At 45.3% G+C, this 21,521-nt stretch carries 24 protein-coding genes; 9 read left to right on the top strand and 15 right to left on the bottom strand.

What is annotated here, in order from left to right:
- Window positions 1–144 precede the first annotated feature (144 nt).
- Window positions 145–981 carry a glucose PTS transporter transcription antiterminator GlcT gene (glcT, locus tag ACTRXH_RS00645; protein WP_474280033.1) on the bottom strand — a complete coding sequence of 279 codons (837 nt, stop codon included), beginning with the start codon at window positions 979–981 and terminating at the stop codon, window positions 145–147.
- 30 nt (window positions 982–1,011) lie between these two features.
- The gene (gene fabI / locus ACTRXH_RS00640) at window positions 1,012–1,794 is read right to left on the bottom strand and encodes an enoyl-ACP reductase FabI (RefSeq protein WP_474279169.1); all 783 of its coding nucleotides are present in this window, start codon (window positions 1,792–1,794) and stop codon (window positions 1,012–1,014) included.
- 117 nt (window positions 1,795–1,911) lie between these two features.
- Between fabI and prpE the strand changes: the two genes are divergently transcribed.
- Window positions 1,912–2,649: a bis(5'-nucleosyl)-tetraphosphatase PrpE gene (prpE, locus tag ACTRXH_RS00635; RefSeq protein WP_474280030.1), complete on the top strand. Its 738-nt coding sequence runs from the start codon at window positions 1,912–1,914 to the stop codon at window positions 2,647–2,649.
- Here the strand turns inward: prpE and ACTRXH_RS00630 are convergent.
- Genes ACTRXH_RS00630 through ACTRXH_RS00615 form a run of 4 tightly spaced genes read right to left on the bottom strand, consistent with a single transcriptional unit; the run spans window position 2,625 to window position 5,390 of the window.
- On the bottom strand, window positions 2,625–3,521 hold the full coding sequence (locus ACTRXH_RS00630; protein ID WP_474280028.1) for an RluA family pseudouridine synthase: 897 nt from the start codon (window positions 3,519–3,521) through the stop codon (window positions 2,625–2,627). The two genes, prpE and ACTRXH_RS00630, sit on opposite strands and share 25 nt — an antisense overlap.
- 4 nt (window positions 3,522–3,525) lie before the next feature.
- Window positions 3,526–4,320, bottom strand: coding sequence for an NAD kinase (locus ACTRXH_RS00625; RefSeq protein WP_474262075.1), 795 nt, complete (start codon window positions 4,318–4,320; stop codon window positions 3,526–3,528).
- Between the two features lie 23 nt (window positions 4,321–4,343).
- A complete protein-coding gene (gene yjbM, locus ACTRXH_RS00620; RefSeq protein WP_474262050.1) occupies window positions 4,344–4,979 on the bottom strand; it encodes a GTP diphosphokinase in 636 nt (211 codons plus the stop codon).
- A gap of 33 nt (window positions 4,980–5,012) precedes the next feature.
- A complete protein-coding gene (locus ACTRXH_RS00615) occupies window positions 5,013–5,390 on the bottom strand; it encodes a UPF0738 family protein (RefSeq protein ID WP_474262049.1) in 378 nt (125 codons plus the stop codon).
- A 150-nt stretch (window positions 5,391–5,540) separates the two neighbouring features.
- Here ACTRXH_RS00615 and ACTRXH_RS00610 point away from each other — a divergent pair, with 150 nt between their 5' ends.
- The 4 genes from ACTRXH_RS00610 (at window position 5,541) to ACTRXH_RS00595 (ending at window position 8,434) form a co-directional block, all read left to right on the top strand.
- A complete protein-coding gene (locus tag ACTRXH_RS00610) occupies window positions 5,541–6,119 on the top strand; it encodes a CYTH domain-containing protein (RefSeq protein WP_474280026.1) in 579 nt (192 codons plus the stop codon).
- A gap of 84 nt (window positions 6,120–6,203) precedes the next feature.
- Window positions 6,204–6,923 (top strand): lytic transglycosylase domain-containing protein, encoded by a 720-nt coding sequence (locus tag ACTRXH_RS00605; protein ID WP_474280024.1) that lies wholly within the window; start codon window positions 6,204–6,206, stop codon window positions 6,921–6,923.
- Window positions 6,924–7,105: 182 nt separating this feature from the next.
- The gene (locus ACTRXH_RS00600; protein WP_474280022.1) at window positions 7,106–7,492 is read left to right on the top strand and encodes a globin domain-containing protein; all 387 of its coding nucleotides are present in this window, start codon (window positions 7,106–7,108) and stop codon (window positions 7,490–7,492) included.
- A gap of 21 nt (window positions 7,493–7,513) precedes the next feature.
- Entirely contained in the window at window positions 7,514–8,434 is a 921-nt protein-coding gene (locus ACTRXH_RS00595) for a ClpXP adapter SpxH family protein (protein WP_474280020.1), read from the top strand.
- A 45-nt stretch (window positions 8,435–8,479) separates the two neighbouring features.
- On the opposite strand, the gene pepF is transcribed toward ACTRXH_RS00595, so the two are convergent.
- The 7 genes from pepF to ACTRXH_RS00560 form a co-directional block, all read right to left on the bottom strand.
- Window positions 8,480–10,294, bottom strand: coding sequence for an oligoendopeptidase F (pepF, locus tag ACTRXH_RS00590; RefSeq protein WP_474279179.1), 1,815 nt, complete (start codon window positions 10,292–10,294; stop codon window positions 8,480–8,482).
- A 29-nt stretch (window positions 10,295–10,323) separates the two neighbouring features.
- Window positions 10,324–11,514 (bottom strand): competence protein CoiA, encoded by a 1,191-nt coding sequence (locus ACTRXH_RS00585; RefSeq protein ID WP_474280018.1) that lies wholly within the window; start codon window positions 11,512–11,514, stop codon window positions 10,324–10,326.
- A gap of 95 nt (window positions 11,515–11,609) precedes the next feature.
- Window positions 11,610–12,272, bottom strand: coding sequence for an adaptor protein MecA (gene mecA, locus ACTRXH_RS00580; RefSeq protein ID WP_322526415.1), 663 nt, complete (start codon window positions 12,270–12,272; stop codon window positions 11,610–11,612).
- Window positions 12,273–12,573: 301 nt separating this feature from the next.
- Entirely contained in the window at window positions 12,574–12,969 is a 396-nt protein-coding gene (gene spxA, locus ACTRXH_RS00575; RefSeq protein ID WP_022795164.1) for a transcriptional regulator SpxA, read from the bottom strand.
- 380 nt (window positions 12,970–13,349) lie between these two features.
- Window positions 13,350–14,801: an aldehyde dehydrogenase gene (gene aldA / locus ACTRXH_RS00570; RefSeq protein ID WP_474262042.1), complete on the bottom strand. Its 1,452-nt coding sequence runs from the start codon at window positions 14,799–14,801 to the stop codon at window positions 13,350–13,352.
- A gap of 269 nt (window positions 14,802–15,070) precedes the next feature.
- Window positions 15,071–15,643 carry a GNAT family N-acetyltransferase gene (locus ACTRXH_RS00565; RefSeq protein WP_091614512.1) on the bottom strand — a complete coding sequence of 191 codons (573 nt, stop codon included), beginning with the start codon at window positions 15,641–15,643 and terminating at the stop codon, window positions 15,071–15,073.
- A 204-nt stretch (window positions 15,644–15,847) separates the two neighbouring features.
- Window positions 15,848–17,056: a putative glycoside hydrolase gene (locus ACTRXH_RS00560; RefSeq protein WP_474280016.1), complete on the bottom strand. Its 1,209-nt coding sequence runs from the start codon at window positions 17,054–17,056 to the stop codon at window positions 15,848–15,850.
- A gap of 322 nt (window positions 17,057–17,378) precedes the next feature.
- Between ACTRXH_RS00560 and ACTRXH_RS00555 the strand changes: the two genes are divergently transcribed.
- Window positions 17,379–17,906: an HD domain-containing protein gene (locus ACTRXH_RS00555; protein WP_474262040.1), complete on the top strand. Its 528-nt coding sequence runs from the start codon at window positions 17,379–17,381 to the stop codon at window positions 17,904–17,906.
- 54 nt (window positions 17,907–17,960) lie between these two features.
- Here ACTRXH_RS00555 and ACTRXH_RS00550 read toward each other — a convergent pair whose 3' ends face one another.
- Together ACTRXH_RS00550 and ACTRXH_RS00545 are read right to left on the bottom strand one after the other, a co-directional pair.
- The gene (locus ACTRXH_RS00550; protein WP_474279188.1) at window positions 17,961–18,836 is read right to left on the bottom strand and encodes an NAD(P)-dependent oxidoreductase; all 876 of its coding nucleotides are present in this window, start codon (window positions 18,834–18,836) and stop codon (window positions 17,961–17,963) included.
- Between the two features lie 5 nt (window positions 18,837–18,841).
- Complete coding sequence (locus ACTRXH_RS00545) at window positions 18,842–19,123, bottom strand: YciI family protein (RefSeq protein WP_474262038.1); 282 nt, start codon at window positions 19,121–19,123, stop codon at window positions 18,842–18,844.
- Window positions 19,124–19,299: 176 nt separating this feature from the next.
- Between ACTRXH_RS00545 and ACTRXH_RS00540 the strand changes: the two genes are divergently transcribed.
- The 3 genes from ACTRXH_RS00540 to trpS are packed head-to-tail and all read left to right on the top strand — an operon-like array spanning window position 19,300 to window position 21,497.
- Window positions 19,300–20,295, top strand: coding sequence for a sodium:calcium antiporter (locus ACTRXH_RS00540; protein ID WP_474280014.1), 996 nt, complete (start codon window positions 19,300–19,302; stop codon window positions 20,293–20,295).
- Window positions 20,296–20,302: 7 nt separating this feature from the next.
- A complete protein-coding gene (locus tag ACTRXH_RS00535; protein ID WP_474262036.1) occupies window positions 20,303–20,479 on the top strand; it encodes a hypothetical protein in 177 nt (58 codons plus the stop codon).
- Window positions 20,480–20,507: 28 nt separating this feature from the next.
- Window positions 20,508–21,497 (top strand): tryptophan--tRNA ligase, encoded by a 990-nt coding sequence (gene trpS / locus ACTRXH_RS00530; protein WP_474280011.1) that lies wholly within the window; start codon window positions 20,508–20,510, stop codon window positions 21,495–21,497.
- Window positions 21,498–21,521: the final 24 nt, after the last annotated feature.

Raw genomic sequence — 21,521 nt, 5'->3', positions numbered from 1 at the left:
ACAGGTCTCAGTGCATAAAAAAAGGCATGAGAGATACACTAATCGCGAGGTCACAAAGAGAAAAGAAGCTGGTTCTTCTCCCTTTGGTTCAAACGCGATCAGCATTCTCTCATGCCTGCTTTACCAGTAACACGGAACACTAGATCAATTATTTCGTTTCGATGAAAGCCTTTGCAGGTGAATGGTTAAATAAACGGCTTCGCCTTCTGGTATCGTCGTCTGCAAAGCACGCTGCATCGTTCGTATGAGCTTCCAGGCCAAATTATAGCAGAAGGGGTACTCTGCCTGCAACATTTTTTTTAATGGCTCAGACGCCTCTTCGAACTCACCGTTTCTTACCCTTGCGACAGCCTGCTGCAGATGACGGAACAGCCGGCGGTGATCTAAATCTTCCGGTGACAGCTGAATATCGAGAGCCCGCTCCACCATTACTGTCATATCTTTTACAAGCCGCGTATAAGCGTTCACCTGGTCAAGCGGTGTTCTCGTTACTCCCCCGTGCAGGTGCAGGGCAATAAACCCTTTTTCCTCTTCTGGAAGCCGCACCCCTGTCCATTGTTCAATTTCATCTATGATCCATCCGGCCGCACGGTACTCTTTTTCATAAGCAAGCTGGGTTTCTTTTAAAAACGGGTTGCTGATTGTGAGACCTTTTTTTGTTCTCTCAAGTGCAAAGCTGAGGTGATCCGTTAACGCCACATGAATGTGTTCTTCGAACGTTTCCGCCCACTCTGCTTCAAGCACCTGCAGAATTTCTGTAATACAGGCGATAAACGTCTCATCGATGTGCTCGATTAACTGTCGGTACTGCGTCTGTTCATTTTCATTTTTCAGTATGAAAAACTTTTCCGGCGCTCCAGCATCAATGAGGTCTCCCGGGCGCTTGGAAAAACCAATGCCCCGCCCGGTAAGAATAACTTCCCCGTAGTCCTCGTGTTCTGCAATCACAACGTTATTGTTTAACCCTTTAATTACTTTCATCTTTCACCACCATGTTCCTGCAGATCTGATTTACATGCCGTATGCGTGATAGCCTCCGTCGACATGGATAACTTCCCCTGTAATTCCACTCGACATTCCGCTCATCAGAAAGGCAGTGGTGTCCCCGACCTCTTTTTGGGTAACTGTACGCCGCAGAGGGGCATGCTCCTCCATCGCCTTGATGGTGTCGTTAAAGCCGGATACGCCTTTAGCTGCCAGCGTACGAATCGGACCGGCCGAGATTGCATTGACTCTTATGTCGTCTGCACCCAAATCGTTTGCCAAATAACGCGTACTTGCCTCCAGAGAAGCTTTCGCTACGCCCATGACGTTATAATTTTTCACGATCCGCTCTGCCCCAAGGTAGCTCATCGTAACAAAAGAGCCTCCTTCTGTCATTAAATCAAACTCTTTTACAGCCTTTGCAACTGCAGTGAAGGAATATGCACTGATTTCCTGGGCCAGTAAAAATCCTTCACGCGTAGCATTTAGGTATTCGCCCTCGAGCTCTTCTCTTTTCGCATAAGCCAGGGAATGAACGACGCCGTGAATGGTTCCCGCTTCTTCTTTAATTTTTGCAAAGCATTCGCGGATCTGCTCATCGTTGGTGACATCACACTGAACGACGAGTGGTTCTTTCTGATCCAGCGAATCCGCCAATTTTCTGACACTTTTTTCAGTGCGCTGCTGTCCGTATGTAAATACTAAATCAGCTCCTGCCTCTGCCAGGCTTTCCGCTGCTCCCCAGGCTATGCTTCTTTTATTGGCAACACCCATCACGACAAATGTTTTTCCTTCAAGTGATAATTGCATCGTTGTCTCTCCTTTAGATATGATTGTATCAATATCAAATAATTTCTTTACCTTTATATCATTGAACCGCCGGGCTGTCCAATAGCCGTTATATTTTTTCAGAAGGGAGAGGTCTGAGTGAACAGACACTTTGACTTTATCAGCGACATTCACGGCTGTGCGTACGAAATGACCGAAATGCTTTCAGTACTCGGCTATGATCATAATCAAAATTACATGCATCCCGGCGGCCGTCAGCTTGTAATCGTTGGCGACATCACAGACCGCGGGCCAAATTCTATAGATGTCATCCGTATAACAGACCAAATGGTTAAAAGCGGAAACGCCCTGTATCTGCCTGGAAACCATTGTGACAAACTGTACCGCTGGTTTTTGGGGCGCCCGGTCCAGGTAGGTCACGGGCTTGAAAAAACCATCCAGGAGTGGGAAGCACTTCTCCCGGGTGAGCGACAGGAGATAAAACAGAAGTTTATGGACTTGTTTGAGCAGGCACCGCTGTACCAGCTGTTCGACAACGGAAACGCTCTTGCTTCCCATGGCGGCATGCAGGAAAGTCTGATCGGCCGAACGGACCGCAGAACCCGGAATGTAGTTTTGTACGGCCCGACAAAGCTAAACGCCAGGCGCGAACCTGAGCGTATAGACTGGGCTCCCGCTTACCGCGGCAGGCCTTTCATCATTTACGGCCACACCCCTGTATGGAAAGCCCGGCTCGTCGGCCGGACTTTAAATATTGATACAGGCTGTTCATTTGGAAACAAGCTTACCGCCTACCGTTACCCGGAACATGAATTCGTTGAGGTCCCTTCCACTCTGCCGCTGCAGCCGGATCACTTAAATACCTTCAGCCGATGAGCAGCCAGAAAATCATTAATATCTTCAGGGTGCGGAGCCGTAATGTTGATCATTGTTTCCTGTACCGGATGAAAGAAAGTCAGACGGCAGGCGTGCAATGCCTGCCTGTTCAAGTATTCATTTCTATTTCCATACAGCGTATCACCGGCAAGTGGAAAACCGGACGCAGAAGCATGCACCCGGATCTGATGCGTCCGGCCGGTTTCCAGCCCAAACTTTAAGACTGTGTGTTCAGGCAGTATTTCAATCACCTCTGCGGTTGTCACAGCTCTTTTTCCGTCCGGTGCTGCCACCTGTTCCACCAGACTGGTCGTACTCGGGCGGATCGGAACATCTATACGCGTGAATGCCCTCGGCCATCTGCCTTCAACGATCCCGATATACTCTTTCGCTCCGGCATTCATATGTTTTTCCATGCGGGAGTGGGCATATGCATGACGGGCAAAAGGAACGATACCGCTTGTTCCGCGGTCGAGCCTTGAAACAGGATGAATGGCAGACTGTATGCCCTTGTTTCGCAGATAACCAGCCAGTCTCCCTGCCAGTGATTCCTCTCCTGCTGCTCTTCCGGGAATGGTTGGCAGGCCCGCAGGCTTGTTGATTACTATAACGTCTTTGTCTTCATAGAGCACTTCCAGCTGCTCCTGGGACTCTTTAAAATGAGCAGGAACGGTTCCTGACGGGATGCTTATCTGCAGCTCATCCCCGGCGCTTAACCGGTCATTTCCCCGGCTTGCTTTCCCATTTATATACATGGGGAGTGTATCTACTTTTTTCCATACTCGCCGTGAGACATCTTTGTACTGGCTCAAAAATCTTTTTACCTCCAGGTTTTCTGCCCCGGCAGGCACGCTCCATGTAATTGTCCTCATTCTTTTATTCTCCGATAAACGATTCTTTCACGCGCTTCCAGAAAGGAAACGGACGGAAGCGGGCGAATCGCACTTTTTCTTCTGCCACCCGGTACTGAATGGACTCAATCCCCTGGTCGACAAGAGTGATATGGTCAATAGTAATCTGCATGTCCACATCGTTCACCGGGCGCAGAAGACAGGTATGGTGCTGCGGCAGAATTAAAGGCGAGCCGATCGTCCGGTAAACCCGGTTATTAATGCTTGCCATTTCGGATATTTGAATACTTGATAAGGAAGGGTGCAGAATCGCCCCGCCCAGTGATTTGTTATACGCCGTGCTTCCGGAAGGCGTGGAAATACATAGGCCGTCTCCGCGAAACGTTTCAAAATGATCGCCTTTAATATCTACATTGCATACGAGAGACCCTTCGAGCGTTTTTACCATACATTCATTTAAGGCTAAGTACCGTTCGAACCTCGTATGTTCATTATAGCGGACAATTACTTCAAGCAGCGGGTACTCTACTACCTGGAAGGGCGTTTTTGCAAGATGAATCACCAGCTTTTCCACTTCTTCCGGCTGCCAGTCTGCATAAAAACCGAGGTGGCCGGTATGTATACCTACAAAGCATACATCTTCAAGTGATTCATAATAATGATGGAACGCCTGCAGCAGCGTGCCGTCGCCCCCCACAGTGATCACAATATCAGGATGGACTTCGTCATGGATCAGGCCGAATTCATTCAGATAGGAAAGCACTTTGTCCCTGATTTCGTTGGAGGTGTCGTCTCCGCGGGACGTAACGTTGTATCGCATGTTTTCATCGGTGGACGGGATACTCATGTATTTGGACCCTCACTTTCCCTATTTTGCATATAGATACGCTGCGCTTCCCGTACCTCGCCTTTTATTTTAGACATTTCTTCATCGAGCTGAAATGCAGCTTCTGCAGCGCGCTGCAGCCGGTGCTTAATATCCTCCGGAATTTCACCGCTGTACTTGTAGTTTAAAGAATGTTCAATAGTCGCCCAGAAATTCATCGCCATTGTCCGCACCTGAATTTCTGTAAGCACGTCTTTGCGGCCGTCAATCGTATGCACAGGATAGGAAACGACCATGTGAAAAGATCGGTAGCCACTCTCTTTTTTTTCCTTAATGTAATCCCGCTCCTCCAAAACCTCAAAATCCTGTCTTGTCCGCATCAAATCCACAATGGTATCAATGTCACCGACAAATTGGCAGACGATACGAATACCGGCAATGTCCTGCATTTTCGTGTCGATTTCATCGAGCGGAATATCTTTGCGCTGGGCTTTATCAAGAATGCTCGTTACCGGCTTGACCCTCCCGGTAACAAACTCAATCGGAGTGTGCTGCGAAGACATCTGGTACTGCTCTCTTAATCCTTTTAATTTCACCTTTATTTCCTCTACCGCCTGCATGTATGGCGAAAGAAATGTCTGCCAGTTACTCATGGTTTACCACCACTCATTTACATTATTATGAGGTTATACGTTGAATGCTTCTTCAAATGCAGATACCATTTCAGTACCGTAATTCCCGTTTCCAGGCACATTATCCATTAAATATTCAATTTCTTCATGAAAGTTTTCTAAATGGAGGGCACTTCCGCTTTTTACATAGACATGCTTTCCATTATCGTAAGCCTTTTTCAAAAGGGGCCATACTCTTTTTGGAATACGGAGCTGCACAAATTCGTCCTCCATATCCAGTACATAAACAAGCGTGAGAGCATCGGAATCTGCGAGCATCTGTCCGCCGTCGCTTAATTTCTGCCATTCTTTTTCCGGCCACTCTTCCACCGGATACATCATTAATGAGTCATTGTCTTCTTCGTAATGATTCACAGTCAATATATGCTGCATGTCATAATTCCTCCAAAACAGGGCAAGTATGCGTTTCTTATCTGTATCTAATTTTATCATAACTTATGTAAACAGACAGAGCGCAAACCATATGATAAGATAATGCATAGCGTTTTTCCAGTAATTCGGTATTAGAAAGGATGATTCTCCGTGGCGAAAGAACAGGAAATTGAAGCGAAGAACCTTTTGACGGAGCAGGAATTTGCCTCTCTTACAGCTGACTTCGCGATTCAGGAAAATGATTTTTCTTCGCAAAAAAATACATATTTTGATACTGAAAGCTTCGACCTTCGTTCCCGCAAATCCGCTTTGCGTATACGCGAGCGGGGCGACTCATACACCCTGACATTGAAAGAGCCGGCTCCGGAAGGGCTCACTGAATGGAATCAGACTGTCACAGCACAGGAGGCTCAGGAGGCTATCACAGCCGGAACACTGCCTGCCGGTGACGTCTCCGGACGTCTTCAGGCACTGATTGGTTCCGTGCGCGTTGAAAGTATAGGCACACTGACCACCTACCGGGCCTCCCAGACCTTTCGTACAGGAGAAATCTTTTTTGACCGGAGTCATTATTTAGGGATCACAGATTATGAGCTCGAAATAGAAGGACCGAGTGAAAAAGAGGTTTATGCCTGGATGAATGAACTGGCAGACAAACATCAATTTCCTCTCCGCAGCACACCGAACAAAATTGAACGACTTTTCCAACGCAGCCGGCAGCAGGATTAAAAACAGTAACATACGCACATTGTTCTTCATTTGAAATACTGGTATATTTTTCTTATCTGAATTTTATTAGTGGGGTGAATTTTTTTGACGATTTCTTCCTCTCTTTTCCCATCTTCAACCAATGCAGCTGCCGGAAGCAGCCAGCCGTCCGTTCCTTCGCAGACAGCTTCTGCTGCCGGCCGTTTCGGTTCTTTTTTATACGATTCTTTGAAATCAACCCAGGCTATCATGGCCGAACAGAACAGTAGCGGCTTCAGTCCGGTCTCTTCTTCGTTGTTCTTAAACCCGGTGAGCGCAAGCAGCTATTTCAGTCATTTGGGTGACGAAGCATCCAGTAATCCGGCTGAGTCTGCCGCAAAAGAAGTAAAAAAGGAAACCGCTGCTGCCTCTGAAAACCCTTCTTCATCTAAACAGGCTTCAGGCTCGGGCGTTGTGCAGACGATTGAGCGTTTATCGGAAAAATACGGGGTAGACAGTAAACTTGTCCGCGCACTGGTAAAGCAGGAATCCGGCTTTAATCCAAACGCTAAAAGCCATGCGGGCGCTATGGGGCTGATGCAGCTGATGCCGGGCACTGCTTCTATGCTGAAAGTAAAAGACCCGATGGACCCTGAACAAAACCTTGACGGAGGTATTCGCTATTTAAGAGACATGCTCGATAAATACAATGGCAATAAAACGCTGGCCCTTGCCGCTTATAACGCCGGCCCGGGTAATGTTGATAAATATGATGGTATTCCACCGTTTAAAGAAACCCAAAAATACGTACCAAATGTGCTTGCCAACTATCAGGATCTTGTATAGCATGAAAAAACAATCCCGTCTTCGGGGTTGTTTTTTTGCCCCGGCAGCCATTTGCCATTCAAAATATTTGCGGTTGCCGGGTCTCATTGCTAGAATAAAAACTGAAATATAATAATTGCGTTTGGCGCTATTGCTCTGTCTTTGTAAGCATAAACGTTAAAACGTTGTTCCGGAGGTTTACAATGACAGGTTTTAAATCCAGCTTTGATAAGCTTGGCGAAGAAAAACTTTCTGAACTTATTGATACGTTTTACAGAAAGGTTGGCGATCATCCGGATCTGGCTCCTATTTTTCCGGAAGACCTTACAGAAACTGCCCGTAAACAAAAGCAGTTTATGACACAATTTTTAGGCGGTCCGCCTTTGTATACAGAAGAACATGGCCACCCACGTCTGCGGGCCCGCCATCTCCCGTTTCCAATTACGGAAACACGAGCGAAAGCCTGGCTGTTATGCATGGATGAAGCGATGGAAGAAATCAACATGGACAATGACGTTAGACAGGAAATGTTTCAGCGGCTTGTGGTGACAGCACAGCACATGATAAATACTACCGAAGAAAATTCATAACGAAAGGAGCGTGAACTGGTCATGGGCAACGAGCATTTTTCTTTTTGTGATGACAGTTCCGGTTCCTGCAGTCTGCCGCAGTCTACCGACACACATTTATCGAAAAAGCCGCTTGAATTATATATTTTTATGGATCCATTATGCCCGGAGTGCTGGGCATTTGAACCTGTATTAAAAAAGCTGCTCATTGAATACGGCCACTATTTCACGCCAAAGCTTCTGCTCACTTCAAACATTGAATGCTGGAGTGAAGAGACACAAAAGCCAGTGAAAGAAGAGATGAAAAAAGAAATGGCCCTGTTTTATGAGGAAGTGGCCACCCGGACCGGTATGCCGGCAGATGGAAGCGTGTGGCTGAAGCACTCTGCTCCTTCTGCCTACATTCCTGCACTAGCCATGAAAGCAGCGGAAATGCAGGGAAAGCAGCTGGCTTCGGTTTTTTTTCGGAATATCAGAGAGAATTTATTTCTGCATGGCCGGGACATCTCCACGGAACAAACGCTTGTCCAGATCGCGGAAGCGACCGGACTGGACATTGAAGAATTTCAGCGCGATATACATTCTGCCTGTACCCGGAAAGCCCTGAATTGTGATATCAGGACCTCCCGTGAAATGGAGGTCGATCAGGCGCCAACATTCGTTTTCTTTAACGATCATGTTGAGGATGGAGGACTGAAGGTTTCCGGGCTGTATCCCTACCAGGTTTACGAAGAAATCCTCTCCGACATGCTAGGACATGTGCCGGAGCCTTCTCACTCATTAACGCTTGAAAAGTTTCTTTCCCGCTATCCGCGAATTACGACGAAAGAAGTTTCTGTTGTATTCGACTGGAGTGAAAAAGAGGCTGAAAAGCAGCTGAAGCAGCTTCTGCTGATGAGAAAGATGAAGCATGTCCCACTAAAGAATGGGGCCTACTGGGAGTATGTATCTTCCTTTACCTAAAAAAATAAAAATCCGCGGAGATGCTTTACATCTCCGCGGATTTTTTTATTGAAGCAGCAGTTCTTCCAGTTCATTCAAGGTATCCTCAAACGACTTCATGGCCAGTTCAATCGGCTTAGAAGTAGTCATATCGACCCCTGCTTTTTTCAGAACCTCGATTGGATAATCCGAACTGCCGGATTTCAGAAACTGCAGGTAGCGTTCCACTGCAGGCTCCCCTTCCTCTGTGATCTGTTGGGACAAAGCAGCAGCAGCGCTGTAGCCGGTGGCATACTGATATACATAAAAGTTCATATAAAAGTGAGGGATTCTTGCCCATTCCAGCGCAATATCATCATCGAGTGTCATATGAGGCCCGAAATACTGTTCATTCAACTCATAATAAAGAGCATTCAGCAGATCCGGAGTCAGTGCTTCCCCTGCTTCTGCCTTTTCATGAATTAACTGCTCAAACTCAGCAAACATCGTCTGGCGGAATACTGTGCCCCGGAATCCTTCGAGGTACTGATTCAATAAATACGCTTTTTCTGTTTTGCTTGTCGTTTTTGCCAGTAAGTGACGGGTAAGCAGTGCTTCATTGACAGTAGAAGCTACCTCCGCCACGAAGATGGTGTAATCAGCATAAGGGTACGGCTGATTTTGATGAGTCAGATAGCTGTGCATTGAATGCCCGAGTTCATGGGCCAGCGTATACACATTGTTTATACTGTCCTGCCAGTTCATCAAAATGTATGGCATTGTTCCATATGCCCCGGAGGAATAGGCTCCACTCCGTTTCCCAACGTTTTCATAAACGTCCACCCAGCCTTTTTCAAATCCGCCGGCAATCGTTTCTGTATATTCTTTTCCCAACGGCTGCAGTGCTTCGAGAACGGTTTCTTTTGCTTCCTCGTACGTCATTTTCATATCAATATCTTTAACAAGCGGGGTATACAGGTCATAGTTATGAATCTCATCAAGTTCAAGCACCTGCTTACGCAGCTTTACGTAACGGTGGAGCAGCGGCAGGTAATCATGAACGGTCGAAACAAGCTGGTCATAAACCTTTTCCGGAATATGATTATTGCTTAGCGCAGCTTCTCTGGCTGAACGGTACTTACGAATACTTGCATTAAACGTATTCTTTTTCACCTGTCCGCCAAGCGTGCTTGAAATAGTATTTTTAAACCTGCTGTATGTGCTGTATACAGCCTTAAAAGCTTCTTCCCGCACACGACGGTTGTCGCTTTCCAAAAAGTTAAGCAGGCGCCCGTGGGTCACCTGGGCATCATTTCCGTTCTCATCCTTTATGGACGGAAACTCCAGATCTGCATTATTGAGCATGCCAAAAGTATTTCCAGGTACAGCCATCACTTCAGAAGCCTGGGCAAGCAGTGCTTCTTCTGATTCTGTCAAAACATGCGGACGTTCTTTATTGATCGCATCAAGTGCGTGTTCGTATAACCGGAGCTCCGGCTCTTCCTCATAAAATGCTTTAATCGTTTTTTCAGGAATAGTCAGGATTTCAGGCACGAGAAAAGCCGTTGCCTGTCCGAGCTGGCTGGCCAGTCTTCTTGCACGGTCCTCCATTCCCTGATACAGCGATTCGTTTGTATTCTGATCATAACGCATATGCGCATAAACAAATAAACGGCTGAACCGCTCTGTAATTTTATCCTGCTGCTGCAGGGCTTCATACAGCATATGACCCGAATCTCCGAGGCGTCCTTTATATGACTCGATTGCCGGAATCATGCTTTGAATGTGTTTAAATTCTTCTTCCCATTCTTCATTGCTTGAAAAAATATCCTCTAAATTCCATTTATACTGTTCACTGATTTCTTCGCGTTTTGGCAGTTGTTCTACAGCAGATGAACTCAATGGAACGCACCTCCCTTTATCTTTCTCTCCTATTGTATCGAACTATTTCCAGTTGTTCCAATGAATCGTTTTTCTGCTTCAAGCTTTTTGATATAAGCCGTAAATATTCCAGCGATGCTTTGATCCTGCGACCATCCCGTTTCCGCCAATGCTTCAGGCAGCAGGTCTTTCTTCAAATACCAGTGCCCGTGATGAAAATAAACCGTCTTCCGGACCTTCAGCCACTGCAAAAAATGCCAGACTGCCTGACGCAGGTAAATCTCTGCACGCAGACCAGAACGTATTAACGGAGCAAGCAGTGGATCTTTTTGCACTAAAATTAAAATATTGTTTAATGTATCACTTTTTTGGTGAATAATCCGGTAAAACAGCAGGGTCTGCCACACGAGCGGTGGTCCTCGGAAAATGTAACAATACGGCGTCGGCCAGCCCAGGTCCGCAGGATGCATACTAATATGAGAGAGGTGCCGGGTATATATCCCAAGACTCTCCCAATACTTTTCGCACCCGGAAAATTGATAAGAAGAAAAGCGCCAACTGTTTTTATGCGCCAGTATTTTATCAATAAAACTGAATGACAGCTGTGCAGGGGCGAAAAAATAATCCAGCTTTATGTCGGCTACCGGCAATCTTAAGGCATGGGCTACGATACGCTTGGGCGAAGCTTCAAATAATGGCTGCACGATTAAAAGCTCCCGGGAGGATGGCATCAGCACAGGTACTGCATTAAAATATCCGGAGAATATGGAAGACCATACCGCTTCATTCCAAAACCAGTGCCCGGGATTTTTTCGTTGCACTAGTTTCGGAGAAAAAAACCAAAGTGGAAGGATTCCTTTTTCTTTATATGTTCGGCTTCTCGTCAAAAGCTGCGGTGAATCAATCGCACTCCTCTGTATCTCGAGAGCTACGTTTTGTCCTCTCCACTGAACGAATACGTCTGCCCTTCTCCCTTCCTCAGGTAACTGTTTCTCAATAACGGGAGAAAGATTCTGTTCTTTAAGCCAGCTGGCGAGCAGAGCTTTCCCTTCAGTATGCTCTTCGGATTCTCCACCAAGCAGGCGGCAGTCTGCACGCCGGGAGTGAACAAAATGAGGACGGGTATTTGATTTGTTACGCAGATGCACTTCGTGCCCGCAGTCCGGGCAATAGTAAGGGGGATAAATAGTGGGATCCAGGCTTGAAACCGCCCGGCCGTTCGCAATGAGGGCATTAAACATGAGTATCAGCCTTTCCAGGAGGGGGTGTAATACGGGGATTTTTTATAAAATAAAAAGGCCAGCGTCACACGCCAGCCTTTTAGAGATACACACACTTATGAGAAGTTTTCATTGAAGGTTTGAAGACCATATTCAGATGCAATTGTCGTACCGTACTCACGTATACGGAAAATGGACAGGTCAGATTCATTTCCGTACTCCAGCACATGGCTTACCATGTTGTCCTGTTCATCCTCTGTATAACGCTGATCAAATACTAAATAAAGATAATACCGATTTTCAAAGAAGTATACTTCGTTGTGGACATCCGATACATGGAAGGCCTTACTCAGACTGATTAAGTCTTCCATATCCTGGAAGGAAATAACAATTTCCAGGTCTTCCGACTCAAGTGAGCCATTTCTGTCTGATTTGGACGAACGGTATTGTTCATCAAGCATATCCACAATGTTATCGTCCACCGGAGGTTCCTCTTTATTTTCTGATACCGGAATTTCCAGCTTCACATTTCCATCGGTAACCTGTCCTCTGGTAACTACGATTTCCATGCCCTGATCGAGTGCCTGTACCTGAATCCATAAAGGTCCTTCTATTTCAAAGTTTTCTAAGTCGTGAGCTTCGTTGATCATATCAAAGAATAATTCTTCTCCACGTTCACGGTTATACCAAATCTCATCCCGGTCGAAACCACGGTCTTCGATATCCGTGTACGTAATGTAAAACTTCACTGTCGACTCGTTGATTCTTTCGATTTCCACTATTTTTCTCCCTCCTCAAGCTAGGGTCGGTCTTCTACTTACTATGAAATACTATACCCTAACAATAACATATAGTAATCCTTTTAATCATAGCACCATACAGGACCCTTTGTGAGTTGTGCTCATCCCAGGATGCAACGTTCGTTGAGGGAGCGGAGCATCAATAATTTAACACTGGTTTGGTTTTATATTTTCAGATAAAATCACACTCATGTCAAGGAAAGAAACTCATTTTAGCAAAACAAAGCATAATTATAAAAAGAAGAAAAATCCCGACCGGCGCCGAAATTTTTCTTTCTTTTTAGTTTACCATTTTTTGCGCTTCCATCAAGTTAAAAGTACGAACTTTTCTTGGGAGAAAACGACGAATTTCAGCTTCATTATAGCCTACCTGTAAACGTTTATCATCATAAATGATCGGCCGTCTTAATAGACCGGGATGTTCGCTGATTAATTGGAACAGACGCTGCAGTGGAAGGTTTTCCATTTCCACGTCTAATTCCTGAAACACCTTCGAACGACGGGAAACGATTTCATCAGTGCCGTCCTCCGTCAGACGGACGATTTCTTTTACTTCATCCACTGTTAATGGCTCCGCAAAAATATTTCTTTCATTATAAGCAATCTCATGTTCGTCCAACCATGCTTTCGCTTTCCGACAGGATGTACAACTTGGAGATGTAAGCAATGTCACCATGTTAACAAATCTCTCCTTCCCCGACTATGGGAGTAAAATGGGCGAAAACAACGTATAATATTCTCTACTTTTAGTCACAAGATTATTATACAATAATTATTCTAATTTGAAAAGAGGTTTTAACTGGTTTGTGAATGATTGTACTTTTGGACTTTAATTCAACAATACTTTATTTATTCCTCTTCATCATGGTTTTGAAACTTTCTGAGCGCACAATTTGTTAACGTTTTGTGACAATTCATTTAAACTGTTCACTTTTTACATTAAATGAACGATTCTCAATTACCTGCTTTGTTTTTCAACAACTCATATAATTGTTTCCGCCCTTATTATGTATACGTTAGAAAATGGCTGGAGGTTCACCCTCCAGCCAAATTTCTTTAATTTTTTTCGTTATTGTACTGCATATAAACAACGTGAGTGGCTAAAAAGTCTTCCACTCCGTGCTTGCCATCGGCGCCGCCAAGTCCGGATTTCCGGAAACCGGCGTGATAGCCCTGCACAGCTTCGAAATTCTCCCGATTAACGTACGTTTCGCCAAAGCGCAGTTCGTTTACCACTCTCATAATTTCGTTCATATCTTCACTGTAAACGGAGGAAGAAAGACCGAATACGGTATCGTTGCCTTTCTCTATTGCTTCATCAAGCGTTTGGAACGTATCGATAGGAATAACCGGACCAAATATTTCTTCCTGCATAATTTCCATCTCATGCCGGGCGTTGCTGATTACTGTTGGTTTGTAAAAATAACCATTATTCTGATCGCCTGGTTCACCGCCAGCTACTACCTTCGCTCCGTCTTTTTTAGCATTTTCCACCATCGCATGCACTTCATCGAGGCGGTCTTTGCTTACAAGAGGGCCAACGTCAGCATTTTTGGATGCGCGCGGATCGCCCATTGTTTTTTGTTCAAATGCTTCCTGCAGTCGTTTGGTGAATTCTTCAGCAATACTTTCATGCACATACACCCGCTCTGCGTTCGTACAGGCCTGGCCATTATTGGCAAGTCTGGAGGTTGTAATATGCTTCACCGCAGTATCAATATCTGCGTTCGCTGTTACAATAGCCGGTGCTTTTCCGCCGAGTTCGAGATTAACTTTTGTAATGTTCTGCGCCGCAGCTTCCATAACTTTTGTTCCCGCAGTTACGCTGCCAGTCATTGTTACCATATCTACATCTTCATGCGAAGCCAGAGCGTTTCCTATTTCTGAACCTGTACCTGTAATCAGGTTATAAACCCCTTTTGGTACTTCATCCATTTCATCGATGAGCTTTGTGAATTCAACAGCTGTATTTGGTGTCTGCTGGCTTGGCTTCAGCACAATCGTACAGCCGGTGACAAGCGCTGTTGCTACTTTTCTGGCCAGGATAAACACGGGAAAATTCCATGGCACAATACCGCCTACAACGCCGATAGGTTTTTTGTAAATGAAAATATTCTCATTTTCCCGGTCACTTGGCAGAATTTCTCCTTCTATTCTTCTTGCCCATTCGGACATGTAGCGGAAATAGTCAATGGCAAGATCCACTTCACCGCTCGCCAATCCGTAATCTTTTCCCTGCTCTTCCTGAAGAAGGTCAATAAACCGGTCTCTGTTTTCTTCAATTTTATCTCCGAGGGCACGGACAATTTTTCCGCGTTCGATATTTGGTGTCAGTTCCCACCCTTTTTGAGCAGCGGAGGCGGCAGCAACAGCTTTATCCACGTCCTCTTTTGTCGCTTTTACCGTTCGTGAAATAGTTTCTTCCGTCGCCGGATTTTCAATTTCAATATATTCATCACTAGAAGCGTTTACGTATTCTCCGTTAATGTACAATTGATGTGTCTGCATCAGGAACCCTCCAATTTTTCTTCAACGGTTAGAGTGTTCCACCTTAATTTAACTTTTAAACCTTCCAGCATAAAAAAGCGCAGCCCGTCTGAGCTGCGCATGCATTGTATTAAGCGGAGTGTCTTGAAGGAGTCGGAACGCCCTTTTCGGGCGATTTTTCTTTATTCAGGCCCTTGAGGTTCTTCTTAAGCATATCCCGGAGTACTTCTCTTTTCATTTTCCTGCGTTTTTTTGCAACTGCGTTTTTCATAACCTCTTCGCCCTCCTTTCTAAGCGTTCTTCAATTCGTCTTTGTCATCATACGTAAGAACTTCCGTAACGTCCTGATAGGCTTTTCCGTAGATCTCTTCATCTTTATACGTATGAATGTTTTTGTACGTATGCTTCATTTTTTCATAGATAACTTCTTCCGACGCATCGTCCGGCGACCAATATAAAATTTCGAGCGTATTCACTTCATTGGTTGCCAGAGAGATTCTGCTGTAGCCAATGGATTTCGCCTGACGAAAGCCGGCTCTTTCATAAAAACGGAACCGTTTTGTCGTATCACTCTCTTCATAATCGAGAGGCTCCACTTCCAGAATAATCGGTTTATTCTTACTTTTCAGGCTATCAAGTAATTTCTGACCGAGTCCTTCCCCTCTTGCTTCTTTCGATACCAACAAATAATCGATAAAAACAAATTCCTCTGTCTCCACATACATCATAACATGAAGAGGTCCTTCATCTTTATGGTAAATATCACCTTTTTCATCCAGCAGCACTTCCATGTGTTTTTTCGATTTCATTTCTTCAACTGGAAAGTATTGGTTCAATTTTTCGTACCAGTTTAGTTTAGACATAATGACCCCCAAATTTGTGTTACATATATTATAACGCGAAATTCTGTATATAGTAAGTGCCTTCAGTACTTATTTAAGACGCTTAAGTGCGCTCTTTACGGGATATTGACTTCCCGGAGAGTTGTGGTTGCATTTACTCTTTCTCAGCTTTGCATACAGCAAAAAGGAGCGGTTTTTGACTCCCGCTCCTTTGGTTTTGTTTTTTTACGGCGTATAATCTGTACCTTTGGAATAAGAGTTCTGGGCGTCCCACAGCAGATACTCTTCAATACCATTATCCTGCAGCGCCTGAATCTGCGCCTCCACTTCGGTGCTTCCATACTGCAGATAATTACCGCTTCCTAAATAGCTTGCTGTAAAGTCCTGAATCCAGGGCCGGGTTATCGGTTGTTCATCAAGATCCGATAAAATCTTCATCTCTGCCTTCGCATAAGCATCGATAACCTCGTACGGCTTTGTATCCGGCTTATCGATATTAAAATAACCGCTTCCCCAATGGCTTGGGTAAATCATGGAGCTGATGACATCTACATTTTCAGAGATTAACCGAAAGTCCTGTCCGATGCCCGGGGCCTGTTCCTGAGTCGCAGAATAGCCGAAGATATCCGCCGATACATTTACATTGTATTTTGTTTGAAGCGTCTCTTCAGAGTAGGCGACAAAATCCGTAACAGCATCTACTCTTTCCTGCACGTTGTCGTCACCGCTGTCATAGTCCCCTGTGGAATAAGTGAGCTGGTCATCTCTCGTTTCAAATCCTTCAGGGAACCGGATATAATCGAACTGGATGTCCTGGAAGCCGAGCCTGGCTGCTTCTTCCGCTATTTGAAGATTGTAATCCCATACTTCTTTCATAAACGGGTTTGTAAACATATGGCCGCTTCCATTCGACCATGTATCCCCGTTACTTGTCTGGTAGGAGTATTCCGGATGCTTTTTGGCAAGTACATTATCTTTAAAAGCTGTAATGCGTGCGATTGGGTATATATCGTGTTCTTCCAATTTTTTCATTAGCACTTCGGGATCCTTGATCATATTTTTTCCTATATCAGGCAGATTTGATCCTTCCGGTACATTGAATGTTAAGTTGCCGTGATCATCTTTAATATCTATTACCATAGCGTTCAATTCCGTCGAATCAATGAGGTCAATTAATTTATCCATTCTGTCGCCTCCGGCCGAGTGACCAGTAACATATATCCCTTTGACCCCTTCTTCTGGATAGCTGAAATTAAGACCGGAATCATATGTAAATCGCGGCATGCTGCCTTCAAGCGTTAATGTATGTCCACCAGTCGTCATTGATGCCAGATCGTTCCCGTTTCCTTCTTCCGCGTTAGCCTCCGCTGCAGTTAATCCCGATGTAGCAGTCAATGCAGCAGTTAAGGCCCAAATACCCAACTTTTTTTTCATATTGTCCCTGCCTTCATTGTTTTTTGTAAAAAATACACTCTAATAGTCACTATTTAATGGAATATTTTTCTTAGTTTAATTATACGTTTAAATACACATATTACCAACCATATTTTTTATTTTCCGCTATTTTTTTATTAATTAATATTTATATTCAAAATGATAATTGAATGTTAGTTAATCTTTCATTTCCCTTGCATTCCAGTCGCATAGTTATTATAATGTTAAAAATATCTTTAAAAATTGCGAGACTTTCACAGGGTCCTCAGCCTTTATTGGCCGGGGCCCCTTTTGCAAAATAATCTATAAAGGAGGAGCACCAATGAGCAGAGTGACGATGATTGATATTTACAAACACCCTATTACTCAAAAATATGTCCGCCGTTCCGGACTTGCCCATGCCATCCGCGTGGCTGATATAGCATTAGAGCTTGCCAGAGAACGAAATGTGGATGTTGATTTAGCAGTAAAAGCCGGTTTTCTGCACGATATGGGCCATTATCTTTTTTACAAAAACGGAAAATGGGACTTCGAAGAATATCAGACGAACGATATTCACGCTATCAAAGGAGCAGAACGGGCGCACAAGCTCTTAATCCGGCTCGGCGAAGAACCTTCGCGGGCAAAGGAAGTCAGTATGGCTGTTTTACTTCATACTGATTCGTATCTCCCGGCTGCCAATATTCAGCGAACGCCGCTGCAGCAGGTAGTTGCCGATGCAGATGAACTCGATGAAGAGCCATCCGGACGCCATCACTACCGGACTATTACTGATGAAGATGCATTCACCCGACTGCATTCCCTCGACGAACGCGTTGAGCAGGCCGTTGCTGAAACTATGCATTCGTAAAACGTAAAGAACCCGCCTTCATGAAGGAAGGCAGGTTCCGTGTCTACATATTTTTTATTTTTTGTTGTTTTTCACGTAGTAAAAAAGGCTGCTCATGTCTTTTTCTCCAAACCCTTCGCGATCCGCCTCTTCGAATAAGGATAAAACTTCCTTTCCTGCCTTTGGAATTACTCCTACACGATTACTCATTTCATTAGCCAAGCCAAGATCCTTTAAAAGCAGTTCCAGAGCAAATCCGGGTTCCTCTTTGTTTTCCTGAATGAATTCCGTATAGTGCCGGTCATAGATTTTGCTCTGCCCCATACTGTTTGTAATAACGGAATGAAGCATTTCCAGATCAACTCCTGCTTTTTCCGCCATCGTTAATCCTTCGCTTACCGCTGCAGTATGCATACCCACCATATACTGATTAATCAACTTCACTTTCGTACCTTTGCCAATGCTGCCGGCATACGTAATATTTTTTCCTACCGCTTCAAAAATCGGTCTGGCTTTTTCAAAGGCCTCTTTGCTTCCGCCAACCATCACAGCAAGTGTTCCAGCTTCTGCTCCTGTCGTTCCCCCGCTAACCGGAGCATCCAGATAGTCTACACCCTTTTGCGCTGCCTCTGCTTCAATCTTTTCATGAAGCTCTGCAGACACGGTACTGAAATCAATGACAAGAAGTCCTGGTGAGGCATTTGTAATAACGCCGTTTTCACCGAGCATCATTTCTTCTACATGCTCTGGCTTCGGAAGGCAGGTCATAACGATATCCATCTGTCCAGCTGCCTCTCCCGGTGTAATACCGACAGTACCTCCTGCTTCCTGAAAGCGGTCTTCCTTTTCATTTCCTTTATTAATCCCGTAGACGTCAAATCCTTTATTCAAAATATTCACAGCCATTGGCATGCCCATGTTTCCAAGTCCGATGAAAGCAGCTTTTTTCATAAGTATTATTCTCCCTTCGTCCAGACATGTGATTTCATATCCCACTCATGCATATGATAATCCCGGGCACCAAGCTGTATGTAAGGATCCTGTTCTACAATTTCCCGGACAGCTTCCTCTTCTTCTCCGCGGTACATGATTAAGCCGCCGGTACCATCGACAAACCGTCCATAAGCAATCACATTTCCGTTCAGCTCTTCATCCTCGAGAAATTTCAAGTGCTGCGAGCGGAATTTTTGTGATTTTTCTTCATCCTTCATTGTAAGAAATACGGCAAATATCTTCATTATAGCCCTCCTTTGAATTCTTTCTACTTTATTATAGTCGTTGTTATCCAATATTTACATAGATGAAGGGGTTTTCACACGGCTTCCTTTTGACCTTCGGGGTAAGTTACGATACACTAACCCTGTTCTAAAGCGTTTTATGCTGAAATTATCGTTTGTGAGAGGGGACACCATCGTTGGTCTTTTTATTCTTTCTTTTGGCAGCTGTCGTTACAGTTATCGCAGCCACCAAGCTGTCTTCATACTCTGACATCATTAGTGAAAAATCTTCGCTTGGCGGTATGATGGTCGGCACCCTTTTGTTGGCCGGGGCCACTTCCCTGCCCGAAGTTACCACCAGCTTAACGGCTGTGTTTTTGGATAACCCGGACATTGCCGTGGGCAACGTGCTTGGGAGTAATTTATTTAACATTCTTATCATTGCTGTATTCGATATTTTTTATCGGCGCAAGCAGCTGTTCAACCGCGTCTCCCCTGGTCATACATATACTGCCGGGCTGGGAGCCGTGCTTGCTTTTGTCACGGGGGCGGCTTTTCTCCTCCAGCTTTCCTGGAGCGTTTTTGGCGTCGGTGTTGATGCGCTTATCCTTCTGGTATTCTATGCGGTAGGAATTGTCTGGGCAAACCGCCAGAACGAAGGCGTGATTCCTGACGAAGAAGAACAGGACGTGCCAAAGCCCGATCTCTCACTGCGCCAGGCCGGTACGGGATTTATAATCGCTGCTTTATTTACGCTCGCTGCCGGTACTGTTCTAACTACCACCGGTGACAGGATCGCTGTTATCACCGGACTCGGCTCGAGCTTTATCGGAAGTTTTTTAATCGCTGCTTCGACGTCCCTCCCCGAAGCCGTTTCTGTTTTTGTAGCAATGAAGCTGAGAAACTATAATCTGGCCCTGGGGTCCATTTTGGGCAGCAACCTTTTCAATTTGACTCTGCTTGCCCTGAGCGATATTTTCTATAGAGGCGAACCGATCATTTCCGCAGCAAGCCGGACGAATCTGGTGACTTCTCTCGGCATTACGCTGCTCGCAGCCATAGTATTTTACGCTGTTCTCCGGGGCAGTAAACGAAAAACACCGGCCATTTATCTTTGGCCCTCCATCACTCTTGTCGTCGTTTATTTTATTGCTTCCTATTTAACTTTTATTGGTCTCGGGTCAGAGTGGTGATGAAGCTATGACAGATCAGATACGTTTTTGGATGGCCGTTACAGCTTTCTTGTGGGCAGCAGCACTTGTCCTTCAGGTGAGATTGTCAGACTTCCCCTCCTGGCCGGGACTTCTGCTTTTTATCTTACTCGTGCTTGAATGGGCCGCCGTGCTTGTCCTTAAGTATAAAAGCCGGCAGAAATAAGTTTTTGACAACGAAAGGATGTATACTTATGAAAACCGTTTTTTCCGGTGTTCAGCCGAGCGGCACGCCCACCATCGGTAACTATTTAGGGGCGATAAAACACTTTGTGGATTTACAGAAAGACTACCGAAGCTTTTTTTGTATCGTGAACCAGCACGCTATTACAGTGCCTCAAAATAAGCAGGAGCTTCAGCACAACACCCGGAGTCTCGCGGCTTTATACATCGCTGCCGGACTTGACCCGGAAAAAGCAACTATTTTTGTTCAATCGGAGGTTCCTGCTCACGCCCAGCTTGGCTGGATGCTGCAATGCATTGCCTATATTGGGGAGCTTGAGCGCATGACCCAGTTTAAAGACAAGGCAGAGGGCCGCTCCGGTGTTCCCGGTGCTCTTTTGACTTACCCGCCGCTGATGGCTGCGGACATCCTTTTATATGGCACAGATATTGTTCCTGTCGGAGAAGACCAGAAGCAGCACCTTGAACTGACGCGGACGCTAGCGGAGCGGTTTAATCAACAGTACAACGATATATTCAACGTCCCGGAAACAAAAATAGCGGGCAGCGGAGCACGGATTATGTCTCTTCAAAATCCAGAGAAAAAAATGAGCAAATCCGACTCCAATCAAAAGGCTTTTATTTCCATGCTTGATGATGAAAAGACGATCATGAAGAAGATGAAGAGCGCTGTGACTGATTCCGGACGCGAGATCCGCTACGATCCTGAAAGCAAACCTGGAGTAAGCAACCTCCTCACAATTTACGCCATTTCTAAAAACATCAGTATCGAAGAGGCAGAACAAAAGCTCAGCCAAGAAAGCTACGGCTCTCTTAAAGAAGAAACCGGTGCCGCCGTTGCTGATATTCTCGTACCACTTCAGGAGCGCCATGCGGAGCTGATGAACTCTTCAGAACTCGATGACATCCTGGACAAAGGCGCAGAAACAGCCCGTCAGGCTTCCTCAAAAATGCTCGCAAAAGCTGAGCGTGCCATGGGGCTTGAACGAAAAAAACGGTAGGAGCTCCCAAGTCGGGAGCTTTTA

Source organism: Marinococcus sp. LNHM5E3-2.1 (assembly GCF_056034365.1).
The sequence above is the reverse complement of the archived record's forward strand: the minus strand, read 5'-3'. Positions and strand labels throughout refer to the sequence as shown.

Coding starts and splice junctions, on each gene's coding strand:
- glcT (WP_474280033.1), bottom strand. CDS start 981: ATGAAAGTAATTAAAGGGTTAAACAATAACGTTGTGATTGCAGAACAC.
- fabI (WP_474279169.1), bottom strand. CDS start 1,794: ATGCAATTATCACTTGAAGGAAAAACATTTGTCGTGATGGGTGTTGCC.
- ACTRXH_RS00630 (WP_474280028.1), bottom strand. CDS start 3,521: ATGAGGACAATTACATGGAGCGTGCCTGCCGGGGCAGAAAACCTGGAG.
- ACTRXH_RS00625 (WP_474262075.1), bottom strand. CDS start 4,320: ATGCGATACAACGTTACGTCCCGCGGAGACGACACCTCCAACGAAATC.
- yjbM (WP_474262050.1), bottom strand. CDS start 4,979: ATGAGTAACTGGCAGACATTTCTTTCGCCATACATGCAGGCGGTAGAG.
- ACTRXH_RS00615 (WP_474262049.1), bottom strand. CDS start 5,390: ATGCAGCATATATTGACTGTGAATCATTACGAAGAAGACAATGACTCA.
- ACTRXH_RS00600 (WP_474280022.1), top strand. CDS start 7,106: ATGACAGGTTTTAAATCCAGCTTTGATAAGCTTGGCGAAGAAAAACTT.
- ACTRXH_RS00595 (WP_474280020.1), top strand. CDS start 7,514: ATGGGCAACGAGCATTTTTCTTTTTGTGATGACAGTTCCGGTTCCTGC.
- ACTRXH_RS00585 (WP_474280018.1), bottom strand. CDS start 11,514: ATGTTTAATGCCCTCATTGCGAACGGCCGGGCGGTTTCAAGCCTGGAT.
- spxA (WP_022795164.1), bottom strand. CDS start 12,969: ATGGTGACATTGCTTACATCTCCAAGTTGTACATCCTGTCGGAAAGCG.
- aldA (WP_474262042.1), bottom strand. CDS start 14,801: ATGCAGACACATCAATTGTACATTAACGGAGAATACGTAAACGCTTCT.
- ACTRXH_RS00565 (WP_091614512.1), bottom strand. CDS start 15,643: ATGTCTAAACTAAACTGGTACGAAAAATTGAACCAATACTTTCCAGTT.
- ACTRXH_RS00560 (WP_474280016.1), bottom strand. CDS start 17,056: ATGAAAAAAAAGTTGGGTATTTGGGCCTTAACTGCTGCATTGACTGCT.
- ACTRXH_RS00555 (WP_474262040.1), top strand. CDS start 17,379: ATGAGCAGAGTGACGATGATTGATATTTACAAACACCCTATTACTCAA.
- ACTRXH_RS00550 (WP_474279188.1), bottom strand. CDS start 18,836: ATGAAAAAAGCTGCTTTCATCGGACTTGGAAACATGGGCATGCCAATG.
- ACTRXH_RS00545 (WP_474262038.1), bottom strand. CDS start 19,123: ATGAAGATATTTGCCGTATTTCTTACAATGAAGGATGAAGAAAAATCA.
- ACTRXH_RS00535 (WP_474262036.1), top strand. CDS start 20,303: ATGACAGATCAGATACGTTTTTGGATGGCCGTTACAGCTTTCTTGTGG.
- trpS (WP_474280011.1), top strand. CDS start 20,508: ATGAAAACCGTTTTTTCCGGTGTTCAGCCGAGCGGCACGCCCACCATC.